The 19,741-nt window shown below is 33.7% G+C and carries 22 protein-coding genes and 1 other annotated feature; of the genes, 3 read left to right on the top strand and 19 right to left on the bottom strand.

The features are described from left to right. Positions 1–110: 110 nt before the first annotated feature. From ASU02_RS15165 to ASU02_RS15120, 9 genes are all read right to left on the bottom strand, one after another. Entirely contained in the window at positions 111–566 is a 456-nt protein-coding gene (locus ASU02_RS15165; RefSeq protein WP_057765078.1) for a GNAT family N-acetyltransferase, read from the bottom strand. Between the two features lie 38 nt (positions 567–604). Beyond that, entirely contained in the window at positions 605–1,330 is a 726-nt protein-coding gene (locus ASU02_RS15160) for a beta-ketoacyl-ACP reductase (RefSeq protein WP_057765075.1), read from the bottom strand. Between the two features lie 160 nt (positions 1,331–1,490). After that, positions 1,491–2,720, bottom strand: a complete 1,230-nt coding sequence (locus tag ASU02_RS15155; protein WP_057765073.1) for an MFS transporter — start codon at positions 2,718–2,720, stop codon at positions 1,491–1,493. Between the two features lie 50 nt (positions 2,721–2,770). After that, complete coding sequence (argS, locus tag ASU02_RS15150) at positions 2,771–4,459, bottom strand: arginine--tRNA ligase (RefSeq protein WP_057765071.1); 1,689 nt, start codon at positions 4,457–4,459, stop codon at positions 2,771–2,773. 47 nt (positions 4,460–4,506) lie between these two features. Continuing rightward, positions 4,507–4,721: a binding site (T-box leader), on the bottom strand. Positions 4,722–5,370: 649 nt separating this feature from the next. After that, a complete protein-coding gene (locus ASU02_RS15140; RefSeq protein WP_057765067.1) occupies positions 5,371–5,751 on the bottom strand; it encodes a hypothetical protein in 381 nt (126 codons plus the stop codon). 77 nt (positions 5,752–5,828) lie between these two features. After that, entirely contained in the window at positions 5,829–6,281 is a 453-nt protein-coding gene (locus ASU02_RS15135; protein WP_057765065.1) for a GNAT family N-acetyltransferase, read from the bottom strand. Between the two features lie 15 nt (positions 6,282–6,296). Continuing rightward, positions 6,297–6,584: a divalent cation tolerance protein CutA gene (gene cutA / locus ASU02_RS15130; RefSeq protein WP_057765064.1), complete on the bottom strand. Its 288-nt coding sequence runs from the start codon at positions 6,582–6,584 to the stop codon at positions 6,297–6,299. Between the two features lie 67 nt (positions 6,585–6,651). Next, on the bottom strand, positions 6,652–7,353 hold the full coding sequence (locus ASU02_RS15125; RefSeq protein WP_057765062.1) for a class I SAM-dependent methyltransferase: 702 nt from the start codon (positions 7,351–7,353) through the stop codon (positions 6,652–6,654). Positions 7,354–7,705: 352 nt separating this feature from the next. After that, positions 7,706–8,161 carry a GNAT family N-acetyltransferase gene (locus ASU02_RS15120; protein WP_408607279.1) on the bottom strand — a complete coding sequence of 152 codons (456 nt, stop codon included), beginning with the start codon at positions 8,159–8,161 and terminating at the stop codon, positions 7,706–7,708. 90 nt (positions 8,162–8,251) lie between these two features. Here ASU02_RS15120 and ASU02_RS15115 point away from each other — a divergent pair, with 90 nt between their 5' ends. Then, positions 8,252–8,704: a hypothetical protein gene (locus ASU02_RS15115; RefSeq protein ID WP_057765059.1), complete on the top strand. Its 453-nt coding sequence runs from the start codon at positions 8,252–8,254 to the stop codon at positions 8,702–8,704. 113 nt (positions 8,705–8,817) lie between these two features. On the opposite strand, the gene ASU02_RS15110 is transcribed toward ASU02_RS15115, so the two are convergent. Together ASU02_RS15110 and ASU02_RS15105 are read right to left on the bottom strand one after the other, a co-directional pair. Next, on the bottom strand, positions 8,818–9,261 hold the full coding sequence (locus ASU02_RS15110; protein WP_095396725.1) for an NUDIX hydrolase: 444 nt from the start codon (positions 9,259–9,261) through the stop codon (positions 8,818–8,820). 192 nt (positions 9,262–9,453) lie between these two features. Continuing rightward, the gene (locus tag ASU02_RS15105) at positions 9,454–10,275 is read right to left on the bottom strand and encodes an MBL fold metallo-hydrolase (protein ID WP_057765055.1); all 822 of its coding nucleotides are present in this window, start codon (positions 10,273–10,275) and stop codon (positions 9,454–9,456) included. 471 nt (positions 10,276–10,746) lie between these two features. Between ASU02_RS15105 and ASU02_RS15100 the strand changes: the two genes are divergently transcribed. Beyond that, on the top strand, positions 10,747–11,553 hold the full coding sequence (locus ASU02_RS15100; RefSeq protein ID WP_095396724.1) for an MBL fold metallo-hydrolase: 807 nt from the start codon (positions 10,747–10,749) through the stop codon (positions 11,551–11,553). Between the two features lie 73 nt (positions 11,554–11,626). On the opposite strand, the gene ASU02_RS15095 is transcribed toward ASU02_RS15100, so the two are convergent. From ASU02_RS15095 to ASU02_RS15075, 5 genes are all read right to left on the bottom strand, one after another. After that, complete coding sequence (locus ASU02_RS15095; RefSeq protein ID WP_057765051.1) at positions 11,627–12,070, bottom strand: SRPBCC family protein; 444 nt, start codon at positions 12,068–12,070, stop codon at positions 11,627–11,629. A 136-nt stretch (positions 12,071–12,206) separates the two neighbouring features. Next, a complete protein-coding gene (locus tag ASU02_RS15090) occupies positions 12,207–12,638 on the bottom strand; it encodes a DUF4181 domain-containing protein (protein ID WP_057765049.1) in 432 nt (143 codons plus the stop codon). Between the two features lie 81 nt (positions 12,639–12,719). After that, positions 12,720–14,006 (bottom strand): histidine--tRNA ligase, encoded by a 1,287-nt coding sequence (locus ASU02_RS15085; RefSeq protein WP_057765048.1) that lies wholly within the window; start codon positions 14,004–14,006, stop codon positions 12,720–12,722. 246 nt (positions 14,007–14,252) lie between these two features. Beyond that, positions 14,253–15,494: a CynX/NimT family MFS transporter gene (locus ASU02_RS15080; protein ID WP_057765046.1), complete on the bottom strand. Its 1,242-nt coding sequence runs from the start codon at positions 15,492–15,494 to the stop codon at positions 14,253–14,255. 228 nt (positions 15,495–15,722) lie between these two features. Further along, positions 15,723–16,295: a helix-turn-helix domain-containing protein gene (locus tag ASU02_RS15075; protein ID WP_057765044.1), complete on the bottom strand. Its 573-nt coding sequence runs from the start codon at positions 16,293–16,295 to the stop codon at positions 15,723–15,725. Between the two features lie 202 nt (positions 16,296–16,497). On the opposite strand from ASU02_RS15075, the gene ASU02_RS15070 reads away from it, so the two are divergent. Further along, on the top strand, positions 16,498–16,935 hold the full coding sequence (locus tag ASU02_RS15070) for a GNAT family N-acetyltransferase (RefSeq protein ID WP_057765042.1): 438 nt from the start codon (positions 16,498–16,500) through the stop codon (positions 16,933–16,935). Between the two features lie 156 nt (positions 16,936–17,091). Here ASU02_RS15070 and ASU02_RS15065 read toward each other — a convergent pair whose 3' ends face one another. The 3 genes from ASU02_RS15065 to ASU02_RS15060 form a co-directional block, all read right to left on the bottom strand. Next, positions 17,092–17,715, bottom strand: coding sequence for a nitroreductase family protein (locus tag ASU02_RS15065; protein WP_057765040.1), 624 nt, complete (start codon positions 17,713–17,715; stop codon positions 17,092–17,094). Positions 17,716–17,979: 264 nt separating this feature from the next. Continuing rightward, on the bottom strand, positions 17,980–18,123 hold the full coding sequence (locus ASU02_RS26705; RefSeq protein WP_165571608.1) for a hypothetical protein: 144 nt from the start codon (positions 18,121–18,123) through the stop codon (positions 17,980–17,982). A gap of 384 nt (positions 18,124–18,507) precedes the next feature. After that, positions 18,508–19,515, bottom strand: a complete 1,008-nt coding sequence (locus ASU02_RS15060; protein ID WP_057765038.1) for a ketoacyl-ACP synthase III — start codon at positions 19,513–19,515, stop codon at positions 18,508–18,510. Between the last annotated feature and the right edge of the window lie 226 nt (positions 19,516–19,741).

Raw genomic sequence — 19,741 nt, 5'->3', positions numbered from 1 at the left:
ACGTTGAATATTATAACACCTTTTGGTTTCATGTCAAGCTACTTTATAATGTCACCTATTATGCCCCAAAATGACAGAAAAAGGAGCTGTCCCGCAGCCCCTTAATAAGTCTATTTTATTCGTTTTAAGAAAGAAGTAAGAGATAACTGTTCGTTTATAATCATTTCTCCTGTTTTTACAAAGCCAAATTTTTCATAAAAATAAATTGCAGGCATATTTTTGGAGCCTGTTGATACGATTAGTGTTTTTATCCCGTCTGCATTACTTTCGATATAATTTAGAAGCTTCTTTGCAATTCCTTTTCGAAAATGCTTTGGGTGGACCATCAACCGGTGGATATCAATTTCATCCTTGTCTCTCTTTAAAGAAATGGCGCCACTTAACTCTTCATCTATGTAATAACCAATGAATGTTTCTCCACAATTCATCAATGCAGAAATTGTATCCTTTAATGGCGGGATGTCAGAATAACCGATTATTTCAGCTTCTATCTGGTACGACGGAATTTGAATGTTCAGAACATTTTCAGCAATCAATTTATTAGTAATATCTATTTCTTTAATCAATACGTTTCCCTCTCTATTAAAGTAAATATGGTGATGAACTATTTCATCATTCCCCCATCAACACTTAATACATGTCCATTTATAAAATCGGATTCATCTGATGCTAGGAATAAATATGCATTAGCAATATCCTTTGGCTTTCCCAGACGGTTACTAGGTGTAATTAATTTAATTTGCATTAGGATATGTTCAGGTATCGTACTTATCATGTCCGTCTCGATAAAACCTGGGGCAACTGCATTTACATTAATTCCTTTTCTACCTAATTCTTTTGCCCATGTTTTTGTTAATCCGATTACACCTGCTTTTGCAGCAGAGTAGTTCGTTTGTCCAAAATTCCCCCCAACCCCTGCAATTGAGGAAGTATTAATGATTTTCCCTTTCCCTGCCTCCAGCATAATAGGAAGTACAGCTTGTGTACAATGAAAAACTCCTGTTAGATTCACGTCTATCACTTTTTGAAAATCTTCAATCGTCATTTTTCGTAAGGTTGCATCTTTTGTAATGCCCGCATTATTAATTAAAATATCAATTTTCCCAAACGCCTCGATGACATCTTGGATCGAACGATCTACACTTTCTCGATTTGACACGTCCGCTTGGAAAAATAGAATGTTACTTCCATTTGCATATTTCTTACCCTCTAGTTCATTAAAATCGACCATTGCTACATTTGCGCCTTCACTAGCAAAAAGTTTAACAGCTTCTAAGCCAATACCACTCGCCCCACCTGTAATTACAGCTGTTTTCCCCATTAATCTCATATGTATCACCCTTTAAAGTTAAAATTCAGAATTTACATAATTCTATTTTAACATACTTATTTCAAAAGATTGTGGTAAAACAGCAGAAAAAACTTACTCCTAGAAAACGCAAGGATGTTCCAAGCATTTTTTGTGTATTAATAATCATTGACAAACTTTCTCAAGAAGCTTTTACTTTTTCAGTCTCTAAAGTCGATCCAATGCCTTTTATATGGAGGTGAATAAAGCCGTAAATAGCTGAAATTATCAATAAACAACCTGACAAAATATAAATTAAACGAACACCAATAAGGTCTGTTAATACCCCAATTCCAATAACAGAGAAAATAAAAATAAACTGAACAAGTGTTGACCGTGCAGCAAGTATTTTCGTCAATGTTTGATCATCTACACTATTTTGAAACATGGTTTCCTGTGCCAAATCTCTCAATTGATACGCTGGTCCCATTAATAGCACAAGAACTAATGCTAGAAACGGCTGCGAGATAAATCCATAAATAAAAGTGAGCAGTCCGAAAAAGAAAGACCCTGCAAGCATAAAGACTGTTAAACGACCTTGAATCCATTTAGATAAACGAAAAACAATTATTCCACCAATGATTGTGCCTAAATAATAGCTGCCATTAATATACCCCCACCAAGTTTCACCTTTCCCGAGTGCTTCCTGTGTGAAGGTTAAAGTAACTGCACCTATCCAAATCGTTCCAACCCATGCTTCCATTAAATCCATGATGACTAAGATCCTTAAACCCTTATGGTGAAAAAGCTGTTTCCATCCAGTTGTTATGCTTTCTAAATATCCACCCTGTGAGTGAATAGGTATTGGTTTGTTTACCCTTACAAAAAGTAAACAAACGATTGAGATGCCAAGTAATCCAAATGTAATAGCAAAAGTTGTTTCATCACCTAAAAAAGCAAGAAGCATGCCGCCAAATGTCCATCCGGCAAACAAAAATGTTTGATCCACACTTGAGATGAGACTGTTTGCTTTAACCCTCCTGCTATCATCGACAATCGATTTAACTAAAGAGCTCTTGATGGGAGAAAAAAATCCATTAAAAAAGGAAATGGTCGCTAGTATTATAAAGATAAGTACTAAAATGGCAGTCGTCAGTTTTTGTTGAAAGAGTACAAATATGATAACCAGCAATAGGAGCTGACTCATTTGAGCAAACCTTAACAAATGAGTCAGCAGAAATCGATCTGATATTGCCGGCAATATAAGCCCGCTGCCCATCCGTGCGATGACACTAACTAAAGTGACTGCTGCTGACAAGGCAGTAGAACCTGTTTCATTAAAAAGATGTAAAACAACGATCATTGTATACAATGCAAATCCGAGATTTGTTGATGTTTGACTGATTAATAAAGCATAAAAGGACCGGTTCAATGAAAAACTCCTCTTCAGTTAAGTAAATATTATCTCCTTAAAGGGAACACTCACATTTCTGTTGGCGCTTTAATTCCTAATAATCTTAAGCCCTCTTTTAGAACGATTTGAACAGTAAATACTAATGATAACCTCGCTTGTTTATGTTCATGATCAGCTAAAATACGAACAGATCCATAATATTTATTAAATGCCTTAGACAGTTCAATTACATATTTAGCAATTTGGGATGGATCATATTCATCAAATGCACGCTTAATGACTGCTGGAAAAGCCATAAGATTTATTATTATCAACCATGCTTCATCATCTGTAATCGCTAACTTATCATTGCTTTCAACAAAATTTCCCTTTTTCAATATGGAAGATGCACGTGCGTGCGTATATTGAATATATGGACCGGTTTCACCTTCAAAACGCAGCATGTCATCCAAAGAAAATTCTATATCATTTAATCGATAATTTTTTAAATCATGAAATATGACAGCACCTACACCAACCTGCCGGGCAACTGTATCTTTAGATTCCAGCTCAGGATTCTTCACCATAATGTTCTTCTTTGCAAGATTTATCGCATCATTTAATACTTCCTCCAATAATACAACTTTTCCCTTTCGTGTAGACATTTTCTTCCCATCTTTTAGCATCATCCCAAAAGGAATATGCTTGAGTCCTTCATGCCATGTATAATCCATTTTCTGCAGCACTTCGAATAATTGTTTAAAATGGAGTGTTTGCTCATTCCCAACAACATATAATGACTGAACAAACCCGTAATGAGTTTGGCGATAAATAGCTGCTGCTAAATCACGGGTAGCATACAGAGTGGTGCCATCTTTTTTCTTAATTAAACAAGGAGGTAAATCGCCGTTAATTTCTACTACTTTTGCTCCTTCCGATTCTTTTAATAATTGCTTTTCCTCAAGTATTTGAACTACTTGATCCATTTTATCATTATAAAAAGCTTCGCCATGAACGGAATCAAAGCTCACTCCTAATAAATCATATATTTTCGAAAATTCCTTTAATGATTCCTCTCTAAACCATTCCCATAGTTCGAATGCTTCCTTATCTCCTTCTTCAAGCTTTTTAAACCACAGTCTTCCTTGATCGTTTAAACTCGAATCAAGTTCTGCCTCCTCATGAAATTGAACATACAGGCTTAACAGCTCTTTGATCGGATTTTTTTTTACCTTCTGCTCCTCTCCCCACATTTTATAGGCTACAATTAATTTGCCAAATTGTGTGCCCCAATCACCTAAATGATTAATTCTAATCGGCTTGAACCCACATTTTTCAGAGATATGTGCAAGTGAATTCCCAATTACTGTGGAACGGAGATGCCCCATTGAAAAAGGTTTCGCAATATTGGGGGATGAAAAATCAATCGTAATAATGTCCTGATTGCCTATGTTAATATCCCCATATTTTTCCTTACTTGAGAGAACTTCCTGAATAATACGTGTGGACACTTCCCTTTTATTTAAAAATACATTGACATACCCATTCACTGCCTCCGCATTCTGAATAAAGTTTGAATCCCCCATGTTTTTTATGAGTTCAATTGCAATGGTCTGGGGTGCCTTACGATAAATTTTTGCTAATTCGAAACAGGGAAACGCTAAATCGCCCATATTCTCAAATTTTGGTTTTTCTATCATGGCCATCAACTTACTTTTTCCTATATGCTCTTTTAATTGATCGTAAAGGACATCTGCCAATTCCATTTTATAATCCATTTCTCTTTCCTCCTCAACTAAAAAAATCCCGTCTCTTTTTCCTAAGAAAAAGAGACGGGATTTTAAATTAACCCGCGGTACCACTCTACTTGTTTAAAAAAACCACTCCAATTGATAACGGGGTTCACCCCGGCTCTCCCTATGTATCTTTCAGGAAAGCATCTCCAAAGTGCGGTTCATTATGTGTTCCATGATCAGGCTTTCACCATCCCTGACTCGCTTTACCGTCACAAATAACTACTCTCTTTGTCATTGATTTTTTAAAAGTATTTTAAATTATTATATCCCTTTGGATAGGAATTGCAATACTAATTTGTATTTTATGATAAATAAAATACTCTTATACAGTTAGTACTTTTATCTTTTATGGGAATAATATATCTGGCCTTAAGAAACCCTTAAATAATGATGAAATGATGCAACCTAGAATTAGAATAGCCATGTTTATCATTTCGTGGCTGACTGTGATTTTTCTGCCAAACAAAAAACAAGTGTTCATCAAATATTTGCCTGTTACCTTATTTTCCTCCATGATCCTTTTAGGAGAAATTTTTCTTTTTTCTGCATATAAACTTTGGAAAGTAAAAGGAAAACAAAAAGAAATGCTGCATACTGCGTTACTTCTTATTTTTGGACCATACCTCGTTTTAAATATTTGGTTCTTTTATTTATCAAAAGGAAAGTTTCTCTTATATGCTCTAATCAATTTCGTAGCGGATTTAATTTATGCATTTCCAGTCATTTCTCTATTCAGAAAAACTAATTTCTTTAAAATAAATGTGAAATCCTATTATTTTTTACTGATAATTTTGGGTGATGCAATAATAAATTACTGCTTTCAAAAGGTTTTCGAAAAAATTTACAAGCCTAACAAAACTGATTAGAAATATTCATTTTCTTATCTCACTTGATTACTCCTTGTATACCTTTAGAGCATTCATAAATACGATAAGAAAAAATAAAAATAAAGAATATAAGAGAACAATTCCCATCGTAAAGTAGGCATTTTCTTTCATACTGATTGGTGAATATCCACTGTGTGCATTTATATGATCTTCCGCTGTTGCATAACCGAACCAAGTACCCAAAAGTGTAACAACTAATAAAATACAAGCGAAAATAGCTTTCTTTTGATGAAGGATGTAAAAGATTCGATCTTTTAAAACTCTGTTAAAAATTAATTTACCTTTTTGCTGATTTGTTATATTTGCCGATCTTTCAAATGGGACTAAAAAATATATGAATAGTCCACTAAAAACGAGAACCATGATTGCAATCTCAGAAAAACTCATATTCACACCCCATGTTTGAAAAATAACGATGGTTCATTTGGAAATTAGTTCTTTTTTAAGAAAATGATTATTTATCTCTATTTCAGCATTTTATAATGTGTAGAATTAGCATACATATTCGACATTAAAAATCCATGTGAGCTATAAAAAAGGGCTCCAGTTTTTGTATCTGTATAAAGCACTAAAACATGATAATAATCTTTTGCATCCTCAATAATCTTTGTTAGCAGCATACTTCCAATACCACTTCTTCTATACTCTTTACAGACATAAAACCTTCGTATCCTGCCAATAACTTGTTCACTGGAAAAAGGATCTATATTAAGGCCTCCAATTGCAACAAGAACACCTTTTACATTAAAAACACCATACAAAGCCTCACCAAATTTGTTAAAGGTATTCGTCCCATTCTTATAGTCATTAACCAATCTAGTTAAAAAACCAAAGCCTTCCTCTATACTTTCATTTATCAGCTGATTCAGATCAATCGTATCAAGATTGTTAATCTTCATTAATTGAAAGTGATTCATTTTTCCTCCAATACTTTAACCCAGCAATGGCATAATATTGATCACAGGTTCCTCATAAGGATGAATACTATTTATGATATTTTTCACTTCTCCGATATTTTCGTATAAACATTTAAACTCCATTTTACATTCAGTTCCAGATGAAATTTTACCAGCCTCCCCATTGAATGGCCTAGATCCCATCAATGGCCTCCAAAACCCTTGAACAACCGAGTATGAAATGACATGATCATATTTGCCTACAGTTATTGCACCAATATCATTTAGCCTATTCCTTAACTCTTCAATGTATTCTTCCGGCAATAAAACCTCAACTTGGACATCCTTACTCTCCCTTTAAATGATCTCTTAATCTTCATATCTTGAAAAATTATTTTTGAAATAAAGCAGCCTGCATTCCTGAAACACCGAAAATATTATCCTCCTGTCGGCATTCCTTCATATTTCTTATTTCGATTAACTTAAAATCTTTAAATATTGCTCTTAGTTTTTCCTCTGTATATCCTAAACCACCTTTAAGACTTAATAATCGATAGACGTCCCAATCAGAAATTTCTGCTCCGCCTAACTCGCCGCCTTGGACAAAACATGTCATTGCAAAAAATCCATTTGGTTTTAAGGCTTTTTTCACTATATTAATATAACTCATTCTTCTATGTGGAGCGATATGATGAAAGCAGCCTGAATCATAAACCAGGTCATATGATCCATCTTCCATGTCCAATTCAAAAATATTTGAGTGGATAAAGTTAACCTTGACATTGCTTTCCATTGCTCGTTCTTTAGCCCATTTTATCGATTCTATCGATAAATCCACTGCATCTATACTGCATCCTTTATTTGCTAAATAAATGGCATTTCGTCCTGGGCCACATCCTAATTCCAAAACTTTCCCCTTTTCGAAATAATTCTTATCGAAGTAACTAACTAAATTTTCATCTGGTGAATGAACAAAAAAAGGAACACTCTTTTCACGGTCAGTATAAAAATCATTCCAAAATTGAGATGGTTCTCTTAATAAAGAGTCTAACATTAATAATAAATCTTCATAATTATAAATTGTTTCTTTCAAAAGCTATCCCTACTTTTTCATGAATTGTTATCTGAATTATTGTACTAAATTTCAAACCATTCATTGTTAAAGGAATATTAAAATCATATTACTTTATTCTGGATTGCCTTCTATATTAACTATTATTTCCCTCATTAAAACTTTTTGGAGACGCCAAATTTACAGCTTTTAACCGATCAAGGGTAAAAACACCCTCTGCGAAAATCACTTAATATGGTGCTGCAGTTATACGTATAAAGGGTATGGTTTTTCAAGTTAAGTTTATTTTTTTACATATATTACATAACTATTTCAAAATTCAGCTGATTATTTATTTGATTCATTTACACTGAATTATAAGGATTCTTCTCCTTTATTTTGAAATCCATTCATAAAGAATATCTGGTAAATTTTCTTCATTTGCGTGTCCTCTCCCTATAATTTTAAATCCATGCTTTTCATAGAATCGTTGAGCTTTTTTGTTTACTTCGAATGTATATAATGATAACCTCCCGCTTGATTGTGCTTTCACTCTTTCCAGCAAGGTTGTACCAATTCCGATTCCTTGAAATTCTATGTGGGTATAGAGCTGATTTATTTCTTTATCATTATAAGCAATCATTCCTACTACTTTTTCATCTAAAAGCGCCAATTCTACAAAAAATTTTTCAGTTAATATCTGATTTAAAAAATATAAGTGATTGTCAAAACTATGGAATTCTTTCTGACCGATCGCCTGCTCTTTGCTATCTCGCCACATCTCCACTGTTTGTTTCGCATACCTAGGGTTAAATTTTACAATTTTGATAGAGTTTTTTTTCACTAGCATTCCTCCGCCCTCTTCAATATAAGCAAATGATAAGTAAATTAATTAGAACAAGCTTGGACAAAATAAAAAAGAAAATATACGAGGTGATTTATGAAACGAATTATTATGGGATTATTCTTACTGACTTTCTTGGTTATAAATCCATCTTTAACAAATGCAATTAGTATGCCTTGCAGTTTAGTTTTAGAGCCAACAGATAAAACTCTTACCAACGCAAAAGGAATAGCATTGATTTATAAGGTTCAATTGCATCCACCAAGCTTTCCACGAACGAATATAAGTATTTTTGCTGTACACCTGCCAGCCCCTTCAACATACGGAAATTACGATAGTTATGAAGGTTTTGCATATATTCCCGACGAAATTAGCTGGCGCTTCAGGCTTTATCCAACACCAGAAGAAGAAAGTCCAACATGGGCAGGAAGATTTGACTTAATCACAGCAAAAATGGAGAATATCCATGTTCAGGTTAGACTATCTAATTCAAAGACAAATAAATTAGGACCTAGTATATTATCAAACCATATTAAATCATGTAAGTAGATTTCAGGAACCGCACATAGAACCTGCATGAGCGGTTCCTGATTTCTAATAATTATATCTGCCCGGTAATATAATAGAAAATAAACTATGTAAATAGTTATACTGTTCCCATATTATAATTTACAAATTATCTCCTCATTTTCCCCACCAGAAAATTCCACATAAAAGGGCTGTACACAATCATCTAAACAGTATTCTATTCTTTGCCTAAAATTTTTCCAAGTTACCATTTCTAACGCTTGTTTTATTGGGAAAAAGCCTACTTCTAAACTCTCTGGGCTAGTTGCAGGTACTCCGCCAATGGCTTTAGCCAAAAATAATGTATTACAGATAGAGCGATCAACATTTTGAAAAATACCACAAAATTTTGTTACTGCGATATCAATACCAGATTCTTCTTTTGTCTCCCTAATTGCAGCATCTTTTAGTGATTCTCCTTCTTCCACTTGCCCCCCGGGCATCTCCCATCCTCTACGAGGTCCTTTAATTAATAAGATTTCTCCTTGATCATTTAATACTATCGTTGCTGCTGAAACAATATGCTTTGGTGGGTTCATGTATAAAACCTCCATTAAATATTTTTCCACTTTAAGGATATGTGTCTTATTTCGATATTAGGCTTGGTATTTCCTCCTGTTGGTTTGTTCATAATCTCTTGTCAGATTTAGTTGGTACACCATGTAAACATAATAAAACCGTACTTGATCGATATGAATCAAATACGGTTCATAATAAATTCACTTCCTATGTTACGTATTGAATAATAAACCATTTAATGCATCTACATACCTTTTTGCCGACTTCTGTACAGCCATTTTAGCATCTTTTTTTACTACGCGATGAAAAGCATTATATATACGATCAAAAGTTAATTCACTTACGACGTTGGCAATTTCCTGTACTTTTGCTGCAGGGAGTGGGATTAGATTAGGGTAGCTATACATAAAACTCACCCATCGATTGTCTGCAGCAACTTGGATGATATCACCTGTTAGTAATATCCCCTTTTGCTCATTCCCGCCTTTCCATTCCAATACTGCCCCTCCTTTAAAATGCCCACCTAAACGATGAATGACTAAACCATCATGCAATTCATGGGATTCACCGGACCAGAAAATAATCTTATCACTTTGTCTCATTACCCATTCCTTATCATCTTCATGAATATAAATTGGTACATCAAATGCTTCTGCCCACTCTACTTGGGTTGAATAATAATGAGGGTGGGATAAGGCAATAGCATTAAGTCCTCCCAGCTCTCTGATTTTATTTAATGTTTTTACGTCAATAAATGATATGCAATCCCATAACAAATTAAAGCCATCACTCTGGACAAGATATGCTGTTTGGCCAATGCCAAATGCTGGAGATGTAGTTATGCTATGTAATCCTTTTTCTTCAAAAAGAATATTATTATAGTAGTTTTCTTTGATCATAGTTTCTAAGGTAACCCAAGACTGTCCGTTTTTATTTACATATTGTCTTTCTTCATTACATATCACACATTGGTCTGGTACTTGGATTGAACTTTCATATTGGACCCCACAAGTGACACAAATATAATTCCCCAATATTTTCCCCCCTGAACTAAATATATTCAAATAATAAATAATTTTCCGTCATCATGAAAGTAAAATGCTCATTAAATTTTTTCTTTATTCTATTCACTTTTATTATAAAATACTGGTAATTTGCATACTGCCATAGCAGAAGGGTCCTTTCACCCTCTGCATTGACAACAAGCAATGAGGCTTCATTTTCTCTTCGTTTAGAGTAACAAAAACCCTTGATTCATTAATAATTACTCATTAAAGGTTGGAAACATTCGTGTATTTGCACTGTAGGCTAGAGTCTATTTGATTACATGAATATACTTTTCCATTAATAACACACATTTTTATTAAGAAATCATGTTTTCCGTGATCGTTCACTAATAAAATACTTTGCTCCTTCCTTTATCAATATTTTTAAGAATAATAATGAATGATTATTCATTATGCGTTAGAATTTAATAAAATGGAGGTTTTAGGGAGGGTCTGTTTTTGTTATTAAAAAGGAACTTTAAGCAGCAGACGATAAATGGAGTTCAATCTGGACACGGCTCAGTAGCTTTTCAAGGGGTACAATTAAATGTTCATTGTTATGTTGTTGATAGTGTTTTAATTGATACAGGAGCGAAATCATTAGAACATTTATACATGCCATTTTTCAGGCAAACTGACATCACTCAAGTTGTGATTACTCATTTTCACGAGGATCACACTGGGTGTGCAGCATTTTTACAGAAAGAACTTCAGCTGCCTATTTATATGGATGATAAAATGCTTGAATATTGTAAAAAGAAGGCAGATTACCCAATGTATCGTAAGTTATTTTGGGGAAAACGATTGCCATTCCATGCACAAGAAATGGGCGAAACCTTTTCTTCAAGCAATACAACATGGGATGTGATCAAAACCCCTGGTCATGCAATTGGACATTTGGCTTTTTTGAATCGTGAAACAGGTCAGCTATTTACTGGGGATTTGTATTGCCAGGAAAAAACAAAGGTCATATTACGTGAGGAAAGTATTCCAATGATTATCGAGTCTCTAAAGAGAGTTTTAACTTATGATTTTGATGATGTGTTCTGTTCACATGCTGGCTATTTAGAAAATGGGCGTCATGCCTTAGAAAGAAAACTAAATTATTTATTAGAACTCCAGGAAAAAGTGATCAGCCTCTATAACAATGGGATGACATCAATTCAGATAAAAAAAATTCTTTTTCCAAAAAAGTATCCCATCATCTTACTCTCTTCAGGGGAATGGGACTCCATACACATTATAGACTCGATCATTCAGGGGTAAAAATTAGCAGCCTCCATAAATCTAGATACCATCTATACCTGGAGGCTGCCAATCTATTTAGGCAAGAATTAATCTAATGGAGCAAGGAAGCTCTTAAATTCTTAACATCATTCTCTATATAACATTTTAAACAAGATAACATATAAACCCAGCCTTCTTTTTGTCCAATCATTTTATCAACTATATCTGGGTCTTCTGCCTTGAAACCTGATTCATTTATTTCTACAATTGTATTCATCTTTTCCAACTCATTGATTGTAATGGTAACAATCGTTTCATTATCATGTTCTGCTCCCCAAGCAAAGACGATTTTCTTATTTAGGTCAACTTCTAATACATTAATAATCCCCACTGCTCCATATTCATCATATCTCAATGTAATTTGTTTATCTTGTTCCCATCTATGCGAACTTGAGGAAAACCAAAAGTTACCAATTCTTTTCGGATCTACTATCGCCTCAAATATCTCTATTGCAGAACTATATATTCTAAACTTTGTAGTTATTTGTTTATCCATTATGAGACAAACCTCCCTGAAATGATTGTTTGTTTTTCTACCTAGGATTTAAAGAATATATTATTTGCTATTATTATCAACTCATAACTTTCTAGGTACTCCCTTTTAATTCATACGTATATTATTTATATGTGAGTCAACTAAACATTCCAAAAAAACTTGTCTTAATTATAGACATTAATAATAAAGAGATAAATATTAATTGGCTAACCGTTACTATATAGGCTTTTTTATTTTCTGCATATTTCCATTCCATAAAAGCTCGAATAGATTCAGTCACAAAAATAAAAACAAATAATATAGATGCTGGTTGCAATAGCCAAAATGCACCCACAGGATCACTTGTAATATTAATGAAGAATCCGACCATTAATATAAATAAGATAGTGATTCTAACTACACGATCAATTTTCTTGTGTTTTTCATTCACGTAGTTATATGAAAGAAACTTCTTTTTCTCTACTTTTAGCCATTTCCCCATCATCATATTAAACAGAACTAAAACCAGGTAAATGATAGCTAACATAAGAAATAACTTTGGCCAAAAATCTGCTTCTAATCCATACACGAGCTCTCCCCCTTTCTTTAATATTACCACAAATAACCAATTCCACATCATATACAATTTGCTTAGTGAGCAAATTCCTACTTAGCTTTTAAACATAAATTCTTCATATCTTTCTTCTCCAGATGCCATATCCTTAATTTTAAATTGATTATTTTTGACTTCATCTTCACCAATTATTATGACGGTTCGAATTTTTTCCTTGTTTGCTTTATCAAGTGCCTTACCAATCTTCTTATTTCCTAATTCTAACTCAACATTATACCCCTTCCTTCTTAAATAACATGCCAGCAGCAGCGATTCTTTCTTGGTATTTAAGGGGATAATATAGAAATCAACATACGTATTTTTTGTGAAAATATTGTTAGATGCTGTAATAGCTGAGTAAATCACATCAAGACCAAAAGAAATCCCTACTGTTGAAAAGCTTTCTTCAGTTCCCATCAGTCCACCTATCGCATTGTCATATCTTCCTCCACTTCCAATGCTAGACTTTATTGATTGATCTGCCAAGAAAATTTCATATATGGTACCCGTATATATTTCTAAACCTCTCGCTAAAAATGGATTAAATACACATTGTTCTTTTAGATCAAGATATTCCAAATACATTTCCAGTTCTTTTAACTCTTCAATCCCTTGTTTAACAAGAATATTTTTTTGGGAGGCTTGCTCAAAGTAACTGTAACTTTTATTATTACTTTCAATCAAAAATTGTTCGATTAATTTTATTGTTGAAGCTTGCAGTCCGAGTTCAGTGAGCTCAGCTAGTACAGCTTCTAAACCTGTTTTTTCAAGTTTATCTAGTATTAGCACTACTTTATTGATCCATTTATTATCTGTTTCGAAGAATTCAAGCATTCCAGTTAATAATTTTCGATTGTTAAATTGAATGATTACATTCAATCCAAGTTTATTAAACGCATCTAATGCCATTTTCATTAATTCTGCCTCTGCAATTTGTGACTCCACTCCAACCATATCCACATCGCATTGAGTAAACTCACGGAACCTGCCAGTCTTAACGGGACCATCTCTAAATACTTTCCCAATCTCATAACGCTTAAAGGGCATCCTAATTCCCGGATTCATTGCAACTACCTTTGCAAAAGGGATTGTGAGATCATATCTTAAAGCAAGTTCTCTTCCTCCTCTATCTGATAATGTATACATTTCTTCTAAAATTTCAGCTCCTCCGCCATACTTTGAAGCAAGTATTTCAGTATAATTCAAAATCGGCGTTTCAAGTGGCTTGCAGCCATATTGGACAAACGTGTCCTCTAAAACTTTTGTAATTTCCTTCCTTACCATTTCATCATTTGGCAAATAATCCTGTGTCCCCTTTACATTTTGAGCTTTCATTTTTTTCATTTTTAGTAACCTCCATATTTTTTTATAAAATAAAAAACCGCACTTGATATAAGTGTTGAACTTAATCAAATACGGTTTAATGATAAATAGCCTTCCTATTTTCGATTTTTTAAAATCGTATAGCAAGGCTAATCAATATGATGATGTAATTGAGTTAATGACATTATTTTTTTAAAAGCAAACATTTTATCCACCTCTAATTTCCAATCAATTTACCATATTTTAAAAAATATAGCAAATCTTTTTTTACGTGCTAGACGCAATAAATCGATTCCTAGCTGCGCCAAGTCCAAATATAAAGAGCAAGAATGATGAACCCGTCATAATAAGAAGCGGGATCGTCCAGCTATCTGTTATATCATGTATATAACCAAAAAGCGTTGGAGCAATAGCAGCAAGTAAATAACCGACTGATTGAGCCATGCCAGACAATTCTGCCGCTTGATGTGAATTTCTTGTTCTTAGACTAAAGAACATCATCGCTAAACTAAAGGCAAAGCCTCCGCCAATTCCTAATAAAATCACCCAAAGGACAAGTAAATAGGAACTCCCGTAAAGCAGGCCAAGTGTTCCAGCAATAAACAAACATGAGGTAATGATAACTAAGGAACGCTGACTGGACATTCGTCCAGCAATCACGGGAACGATAAATGTAAATGGAAGCAAAGCTAATTGCATAATAGTAAGCAACCAGCCAGATTGATCAGAACTTATGCCTTGTACCTTTAAAATTTCAGGCAGCCAAGCAATAAGTACGTAAAACAGCATGGACTGTAAACCCATAAACAAAGATACTTGCCATGCAATTCCGGAAGACCATACATTTACTATGCGTTCATCTGGTTTATTCTGAACGTTGGCAGCAGTGCGATTGCGACGTTTCATTTGCGGAAGCCAAGTCAAAATAGCTATAAAACTTACAATCCCCCATATTCCCAGTGCACCTTGCCACCCGAATCCTAAATGAACAGCAATTGGTACACTAATTCCAGATGCTATTGCTCCAAATAGGTTCATAAAAATGGAATACACACCCGTCATTAAGCCAATTTTTTCTGGGAACTCTCTTTTAATAAGGCTGGGCAGCAATACATTACAAACAGAAATAGCCAAGCCAATGACTGCTGTACCGATATATAAGGCTGCAACACCAGAAAGGGAACGCAAGACGATTCCTAGTGTAAGAACAATGATAGAGACTAAAATGATGGGTTCCATTCCATATTTTCTTCCTAATCTAGGAACAATAGGTGAGAAAAATGCAAAAGCAAGCAAAGGCAATGTTGTTATCATTCCTGCCAATGTATTTGAAATATGCATTGAATCCCTTATAAAACCTACTAGCGGCCCTACTGAAGTTAAAGGAGAACGAAGGTTTGTTGCAATAAATATAATTCCTATAATCATTACCCAAACCCCAGCGGTTCTACGGCCAATAGGGACTGATTTTTTTTCCTGTTCAATCGTTGCTTGATTGGTTTTACTCATTGTATTGCCTCCAGTTGCCGTGAAAATTCGTGTATCTTCTACCTTATTGAATAAAGATCATTTCTATATTCAAGTTAAAAATTATAATATATTATCACGCGCGATTAGTATAATATAATATACCATTCGTGTTTTGTCTATGTTTTTATATTCTCAATACAATGAATCACGTAAAATAACCCTCTATCCTTAGATAGAGGGCTAATTCCATGTTTATTCGCATGATGATTAGACTCCATATTTTAATATTATATGGAGAACTACAAGTTCGTTTGAATCATTTGTATAAGAATGTTCCCCATCTGCTCCGAAACTGATTGAATCAAATTGGTTTAGCTTATAGGATTCATTATTAACTTGAATTGAAAGAGTTCCTGTCATAACTGTCGCTATTTCTGTCGTATTCAGGTGATGTTTTTCTGGATAGTACGAGCTATTTGGCTGTAAATAAGCCCGATACATTTCCGTTTCATTCGTGGAATTTTGAAAAATCGGTTCGATTGCCCAACTTTTCTCATTACCAGTAATTCTTAATCCTTTTCCAGCACGAGACAGATTTACAGTATTTTCCTTATTAGAAAATAAAGACATGAGTGGAATCGATAAAGTTTTCGAAATTTTCCATAACATCCCTATTGTTGGATTGGTTTCACCGCGCTCGATGTTTCCTAATGTTAGCTTACTCACTCCTGATAATTCCGATAAATCTTCAAGACTCCAATTCTTTTCTTTACGGAGCTTTTTAAGTACAGCTCCGACTTGTAATACGACTTGTTTTTGTTCATCTGGTCCTTTAGTCATTTTATCCTCACTTTAAATTGTCTTTATAAACCCAAAAGATGTTAAAAGTAATTATATATATTATAGTTTACCAAAAATAAGAAACAAACGTTTAAACCCTTTAAAAAAAATGGAGCTTTTAATTTTAAGCAGGATTAATAGTAAGAACCTTGAATTATTTATTACATAGATCAATAATCCATATAATAATGGGAGGTATCGCATGATTGAGATTAGAAAAATTGAACCAGAAATGACTTACTCAATTAGACATTCTGTTTTGCGTCCGCACCAGTTAATAGATGAATGTAAATATGAGACTGACTATGGGGCAGGAGCTTTTCATGTTGGCGCTTTTTATCAACGAAAATTAATTAGTATTGCATCATTTTGTATTGAAAAGAATCCAGATTTTTCAACAGAAATGCAATATCGCTTACGTGGAATGGCAACCCTAGAGGAATTTCGAAAGCTCGGAGCGGGGAAATCACTTATTTCCTTAGCGGAAAGTTTAATTAAAGGACAAGGTTTTGATCTGTTGTGGTGCAAGGGCAGGACGTCAGTACAAGATTACTATTCTAAATTAGGTTTTGAAGTACATGGAGAGGTTTTTGATTATCCACCTATCGGTCCACATATAATTATGGTTAAACACTTGTAGATAAATTAAAGCAACATCTAATCAATGTAGATGTTGCTATTCTATATACTAGTCTATTCTGCTCTAGGATACGTCTTTAGATATTGAAAATAAATTGTGGTGGATCCCCATTTTTTGTTTTCCTACAAAATACACTCCTTATTATTTACTAGAAATTTATATATAAGTAACGAATTCACTAACAGGTTTGCGATAGCCTCTTGGCTTTCTGCTTGAAACCTTTTCCTTCCCTATTGTTATCATCAGCACAACCTCATATTGTTCATCAATTTTCAATAAATCCTTTATCTCCTGTTGATTAAATCCAATCATTGGACATGTATCCCAACCTTTTTCCTTTGCAGCTAACATAAATAACATGGCTGACAGCGATGCATTTCTGATAGCCTCGTCCCGTTGAAATACTTCGCCCCCAGATTCATAGAATGATATTGTGTCATTAACCATGTGATCATATTCTTGTTTATTTACAATGCCCAGCAGCTTTAATCCTTCATAAATTTCAGGAGCTTGCTGATAAGCATTTTTATCACCTACAACGAATACAACTGCTGATGCACTTGAAACCTTGTACTGTCCATTTGCTGCTTTCCTTACTAGTTCTTTCAAATCAGGGTCTAGAACAGTTATATATTTTGTATGCTGTAAATTAAATGCCGATGGACCAAGCTTTACTAATTCAAATATTTCATTTAATTCTTTTTGATCTATTACTTGGTCTGCTAAAAAGTTGCTCGCTGATCGTCTATCCTGTACCAAATTTATAAAATCCATTTTCATTCTCCTCGTATTTAAGCTTTGTTGTTTCTTTTTAAACAAATGCATGTAAATAAGGTTAACCTTATTTAGACTATGTACACATTTTTACCTTTATTTAAAATATCTCTAATTCAAAATAATTTTAATTCTTATATTTATCTTAGTCAATAACTTTTTGTAAAATTTATATCAATTGTTAATTTCCTCCTTATTTACCCATCAAAGCCATTATCAATTTTGTACAAAAAAACCAGTTAACAAAATGGTCAACTGGTTCTGTCATTATTACTTTAAATCGACTTTGGGATTCGTATTAAATTTTCCATTTTTATTTTCTTTCTCGCGGCCGTGAATTTGATCTCCGCCATTTCCCTTTTCTTTTACTATCTTCCCGCCTAAACTAACATTTTGAAAGTCCTTTTCTGTCAAAACAATCACCCCCCAATAATAATAAAATGTCCATTAATTATGGGAATTATTGAAGAAGGTTGAAGATTTGTGAATACTTTTTTTTTACCGACATACAAAAATATCAATACAGGTCATTCGATAGAAAAAGTCCGCGGTAGTTTGTATTTTTTACATTTCTGATACATCTCTAATGAGTGTTTATAAAATTTCAGTGTGTAAGAATTCAATAGGGTTAATCTTTTTCGCAAAATAAGAATACCCAGATTTAATTTTAACCTTTTCTTTTCTTATTGCCCTAAACTTAAATAATTAATTAGGAAAAATAGCACCCAAAAATAAAAATTGGTCAATTAATCATTTATCGACCTATTTATAAATGCATTTTTCATTTTAATAACAGTTTCAAAGTGGGCTTGGTATTTTCACTTGCTCATCTAAATTGATTTCTAAAAGCTGTCCTGCATGAACCAACCCAGATCCAAAACCATACATAAGAACTCGATCCCCATTTTTAACTTTTCCCGAACGAATTCCTAAATCAAGAGCTAAAGGAATGGTTGCTGCCGACGTATTTCCAAAGTTGACTAAACTGTAAAGTGTCTTTTCCATTGGGTATTCTAATTTATCACAAATTGGTTCAATCAACCTTAAGTTTGCACTATGAGGGATAAACCAATCTACTTGATCTATACTGGTATGTGTTTTTTCCAAAATTCTCCTTACACTAGCAGGAACATTCCTAACAACCCAACGAAAAACCTCTCTCCCATTCTGCACAAGAAATTGAGTATCTATTAATTCAATTCCATTGACTTTTTTGGATAAACCTGAACGGTATACATGCTGTGATCCGCTCCCATCACTTCCAAGATGGAATCCAATGAAACTTTTCGATTCTTCATCTCTTTCAACTAACACGGCACCCGCTCCATCCCCAAATAAAATACAGGTACTTCTATCTGTATAATCAGTAATTTTTGAGAGTGTATCTGCACCAATCACTAACACCTTTTTGTGAAGGCCTGATGAAATTAAACTATGAGCAGTATGCAAGGCATATACGAATCCAGCACATGCTGCACTTAAATCGATTGCTCCTGTTTGAGAGATGTTTAACTGATTTTGGATAATACTAGAGACTGAAGGAAATGGAAAATCTGGTGTGCTTGTTGCTACTATTATCATGTCTACATCTTCAACTTTTTTGTTGAATCTGTACATTAAATCCTTTACAGCTGATACACATATATCGCTTGTAAATTCATCTGGCCGCGTAATTCTGCGTTCATGAATGCCTGTTCTTTGAATAATCCATTCATTATTCGTTTCAACCATTTGCTCAAGTTCAAAATTTGTTAATATTTTTTCGGGGACAAATGTCCCAATTGCTGTAATTCTTGCACCTATCATCCTCAACACCTCAAATCTTTATTGTAAGTTAGTAATAGTACCTAGTACTAATTATACCGATTAATTTACGATAAAAGCAAATATATTCCTTTTTTATTCTTTAAATTAAAATTGTTTTTTCCAAAACAAAAAAACACCCCTTTAGGGTGCTCAGACTGTAGACAAACTCGATGAAAATCGAGTTTGCCTACAGTCTTTTTTGTTTTAAAATAGAAATAGAACAATA

This window comes from Cytobacillus praedii, assembly GCF_001439605.1.
In the GTDB taxonomy this organism is placed as follows: Bacteria; Bacillota; Bacilli; order Bacillales; family Cytobacillaceae; genus Cytobacillus; species Cytobacillus praedii.
The sequence above is the reverse complement of the archived record's forward strand: the minus strand, read 5'-3'. Positions and strand labels throughout refer to the sequence as shown.

Excerpts from the sequence above, each read along its gene's own strand:
- ASU02_RS15115 (WP_057765059.1), top strand. The coding sequence starts at position 8,252 with ATGAAACGAATTATTATGGGATTATTCTTACTGACTTTCTTGGTTATA.
- ASU02_RS15120 (WP_408607279.1), bottom strand. The coding sequence starts at position 8,161 with ATGCTAGTGAAAAAAAACTCTATCAAAATTGTAAAATTTAACCCTAGG.
- ASU02_RS15070 (WP_057765042.1), top strand. The coding sequence starts at position 16,498 with ATGATTGAGATTAGAAAAATTGAACCAGAAATGACTTACTCAATTAGA.
- ASU02_RS15060 (WP_057765038.1), bottom strand. The coding sequence starts at position 19,515 with ATGATAGGTGCAAGAATTACAGCAATTGGGACATTTGTCCCCGAAAAA.
- ASU02_RS15065 (WP_057765040.1), bottom strand. The coding sequence starts at position 17,715 with ATGAAAATGGATTTTATAAATTTGGTACAGGATAGACGATCAGCGAGC.
- ASU02_RS15080 (WP_057765046.1), bottom strand. The coding sequence starts at position 15,494 with ATGAGTAAAACCAATCAAGCAACGATTGAACAGGAAAAAAAATCAGTC.
- ASU02_RS15135 (WP_057765065.1), bottom strand. The coding sequence starts at position 6,281 with ATGAATCACTTTCAATTAATGAAGATTAACAATCTTGATACGATTGAT.
- ASU02_RS15095 (WP_057765051.1), bottom strand. The coding sequence starts at position 12,070 with ATGGATAAACAAATAACTACAAAGTTTAGAATATATAGTTCTGCAATA.
- ASU02_RS15160 (WP_057765075.1), bottom strand. The coding sequence starts at position 1,330 with ATGAGATTAATGGGGAAAACAGCTGTAATTACAGGTGGGGCGAGTGGT.
- argS (WP_057765071.1), bottom strand. The coding sequence starts at position 4,459 with ATGGATTATAAAATGGAATTGGCAGATGTCCTTTACGATCAATTAAAA.
- ASU02_RS15110 (WP_095396725.1), bottom strand. The coding sequence starts at position 9,261 with ATGAACCCACCAAAGCATATTGTTTCAGCAGCAACGATAGTATTAAAT.
- ASU02_RS15085 (WP_057765048.1), bottom strand. The coding sequence starts at position 14,006 with ATGAAAAAAATGAAAGCTCAAAATGTAAAGGGGACACAGGATTATTTG.
- ASU02_RS15140 (WP_057765067.1), bottom strand. The coding sequence starts at position 5,751 with ATGAGTTTTTCTGAGATTGCAATCATGGTTCTCGTTTTTAGTGGACTA.
- ASU02_RS15075 (WP_057765044.1), bottom strand. The coding sequence starts at position 16,295 with ATGACTAAAGGACCAGATGAACAAAAACAAGTCGTATTACAAGTCGGA.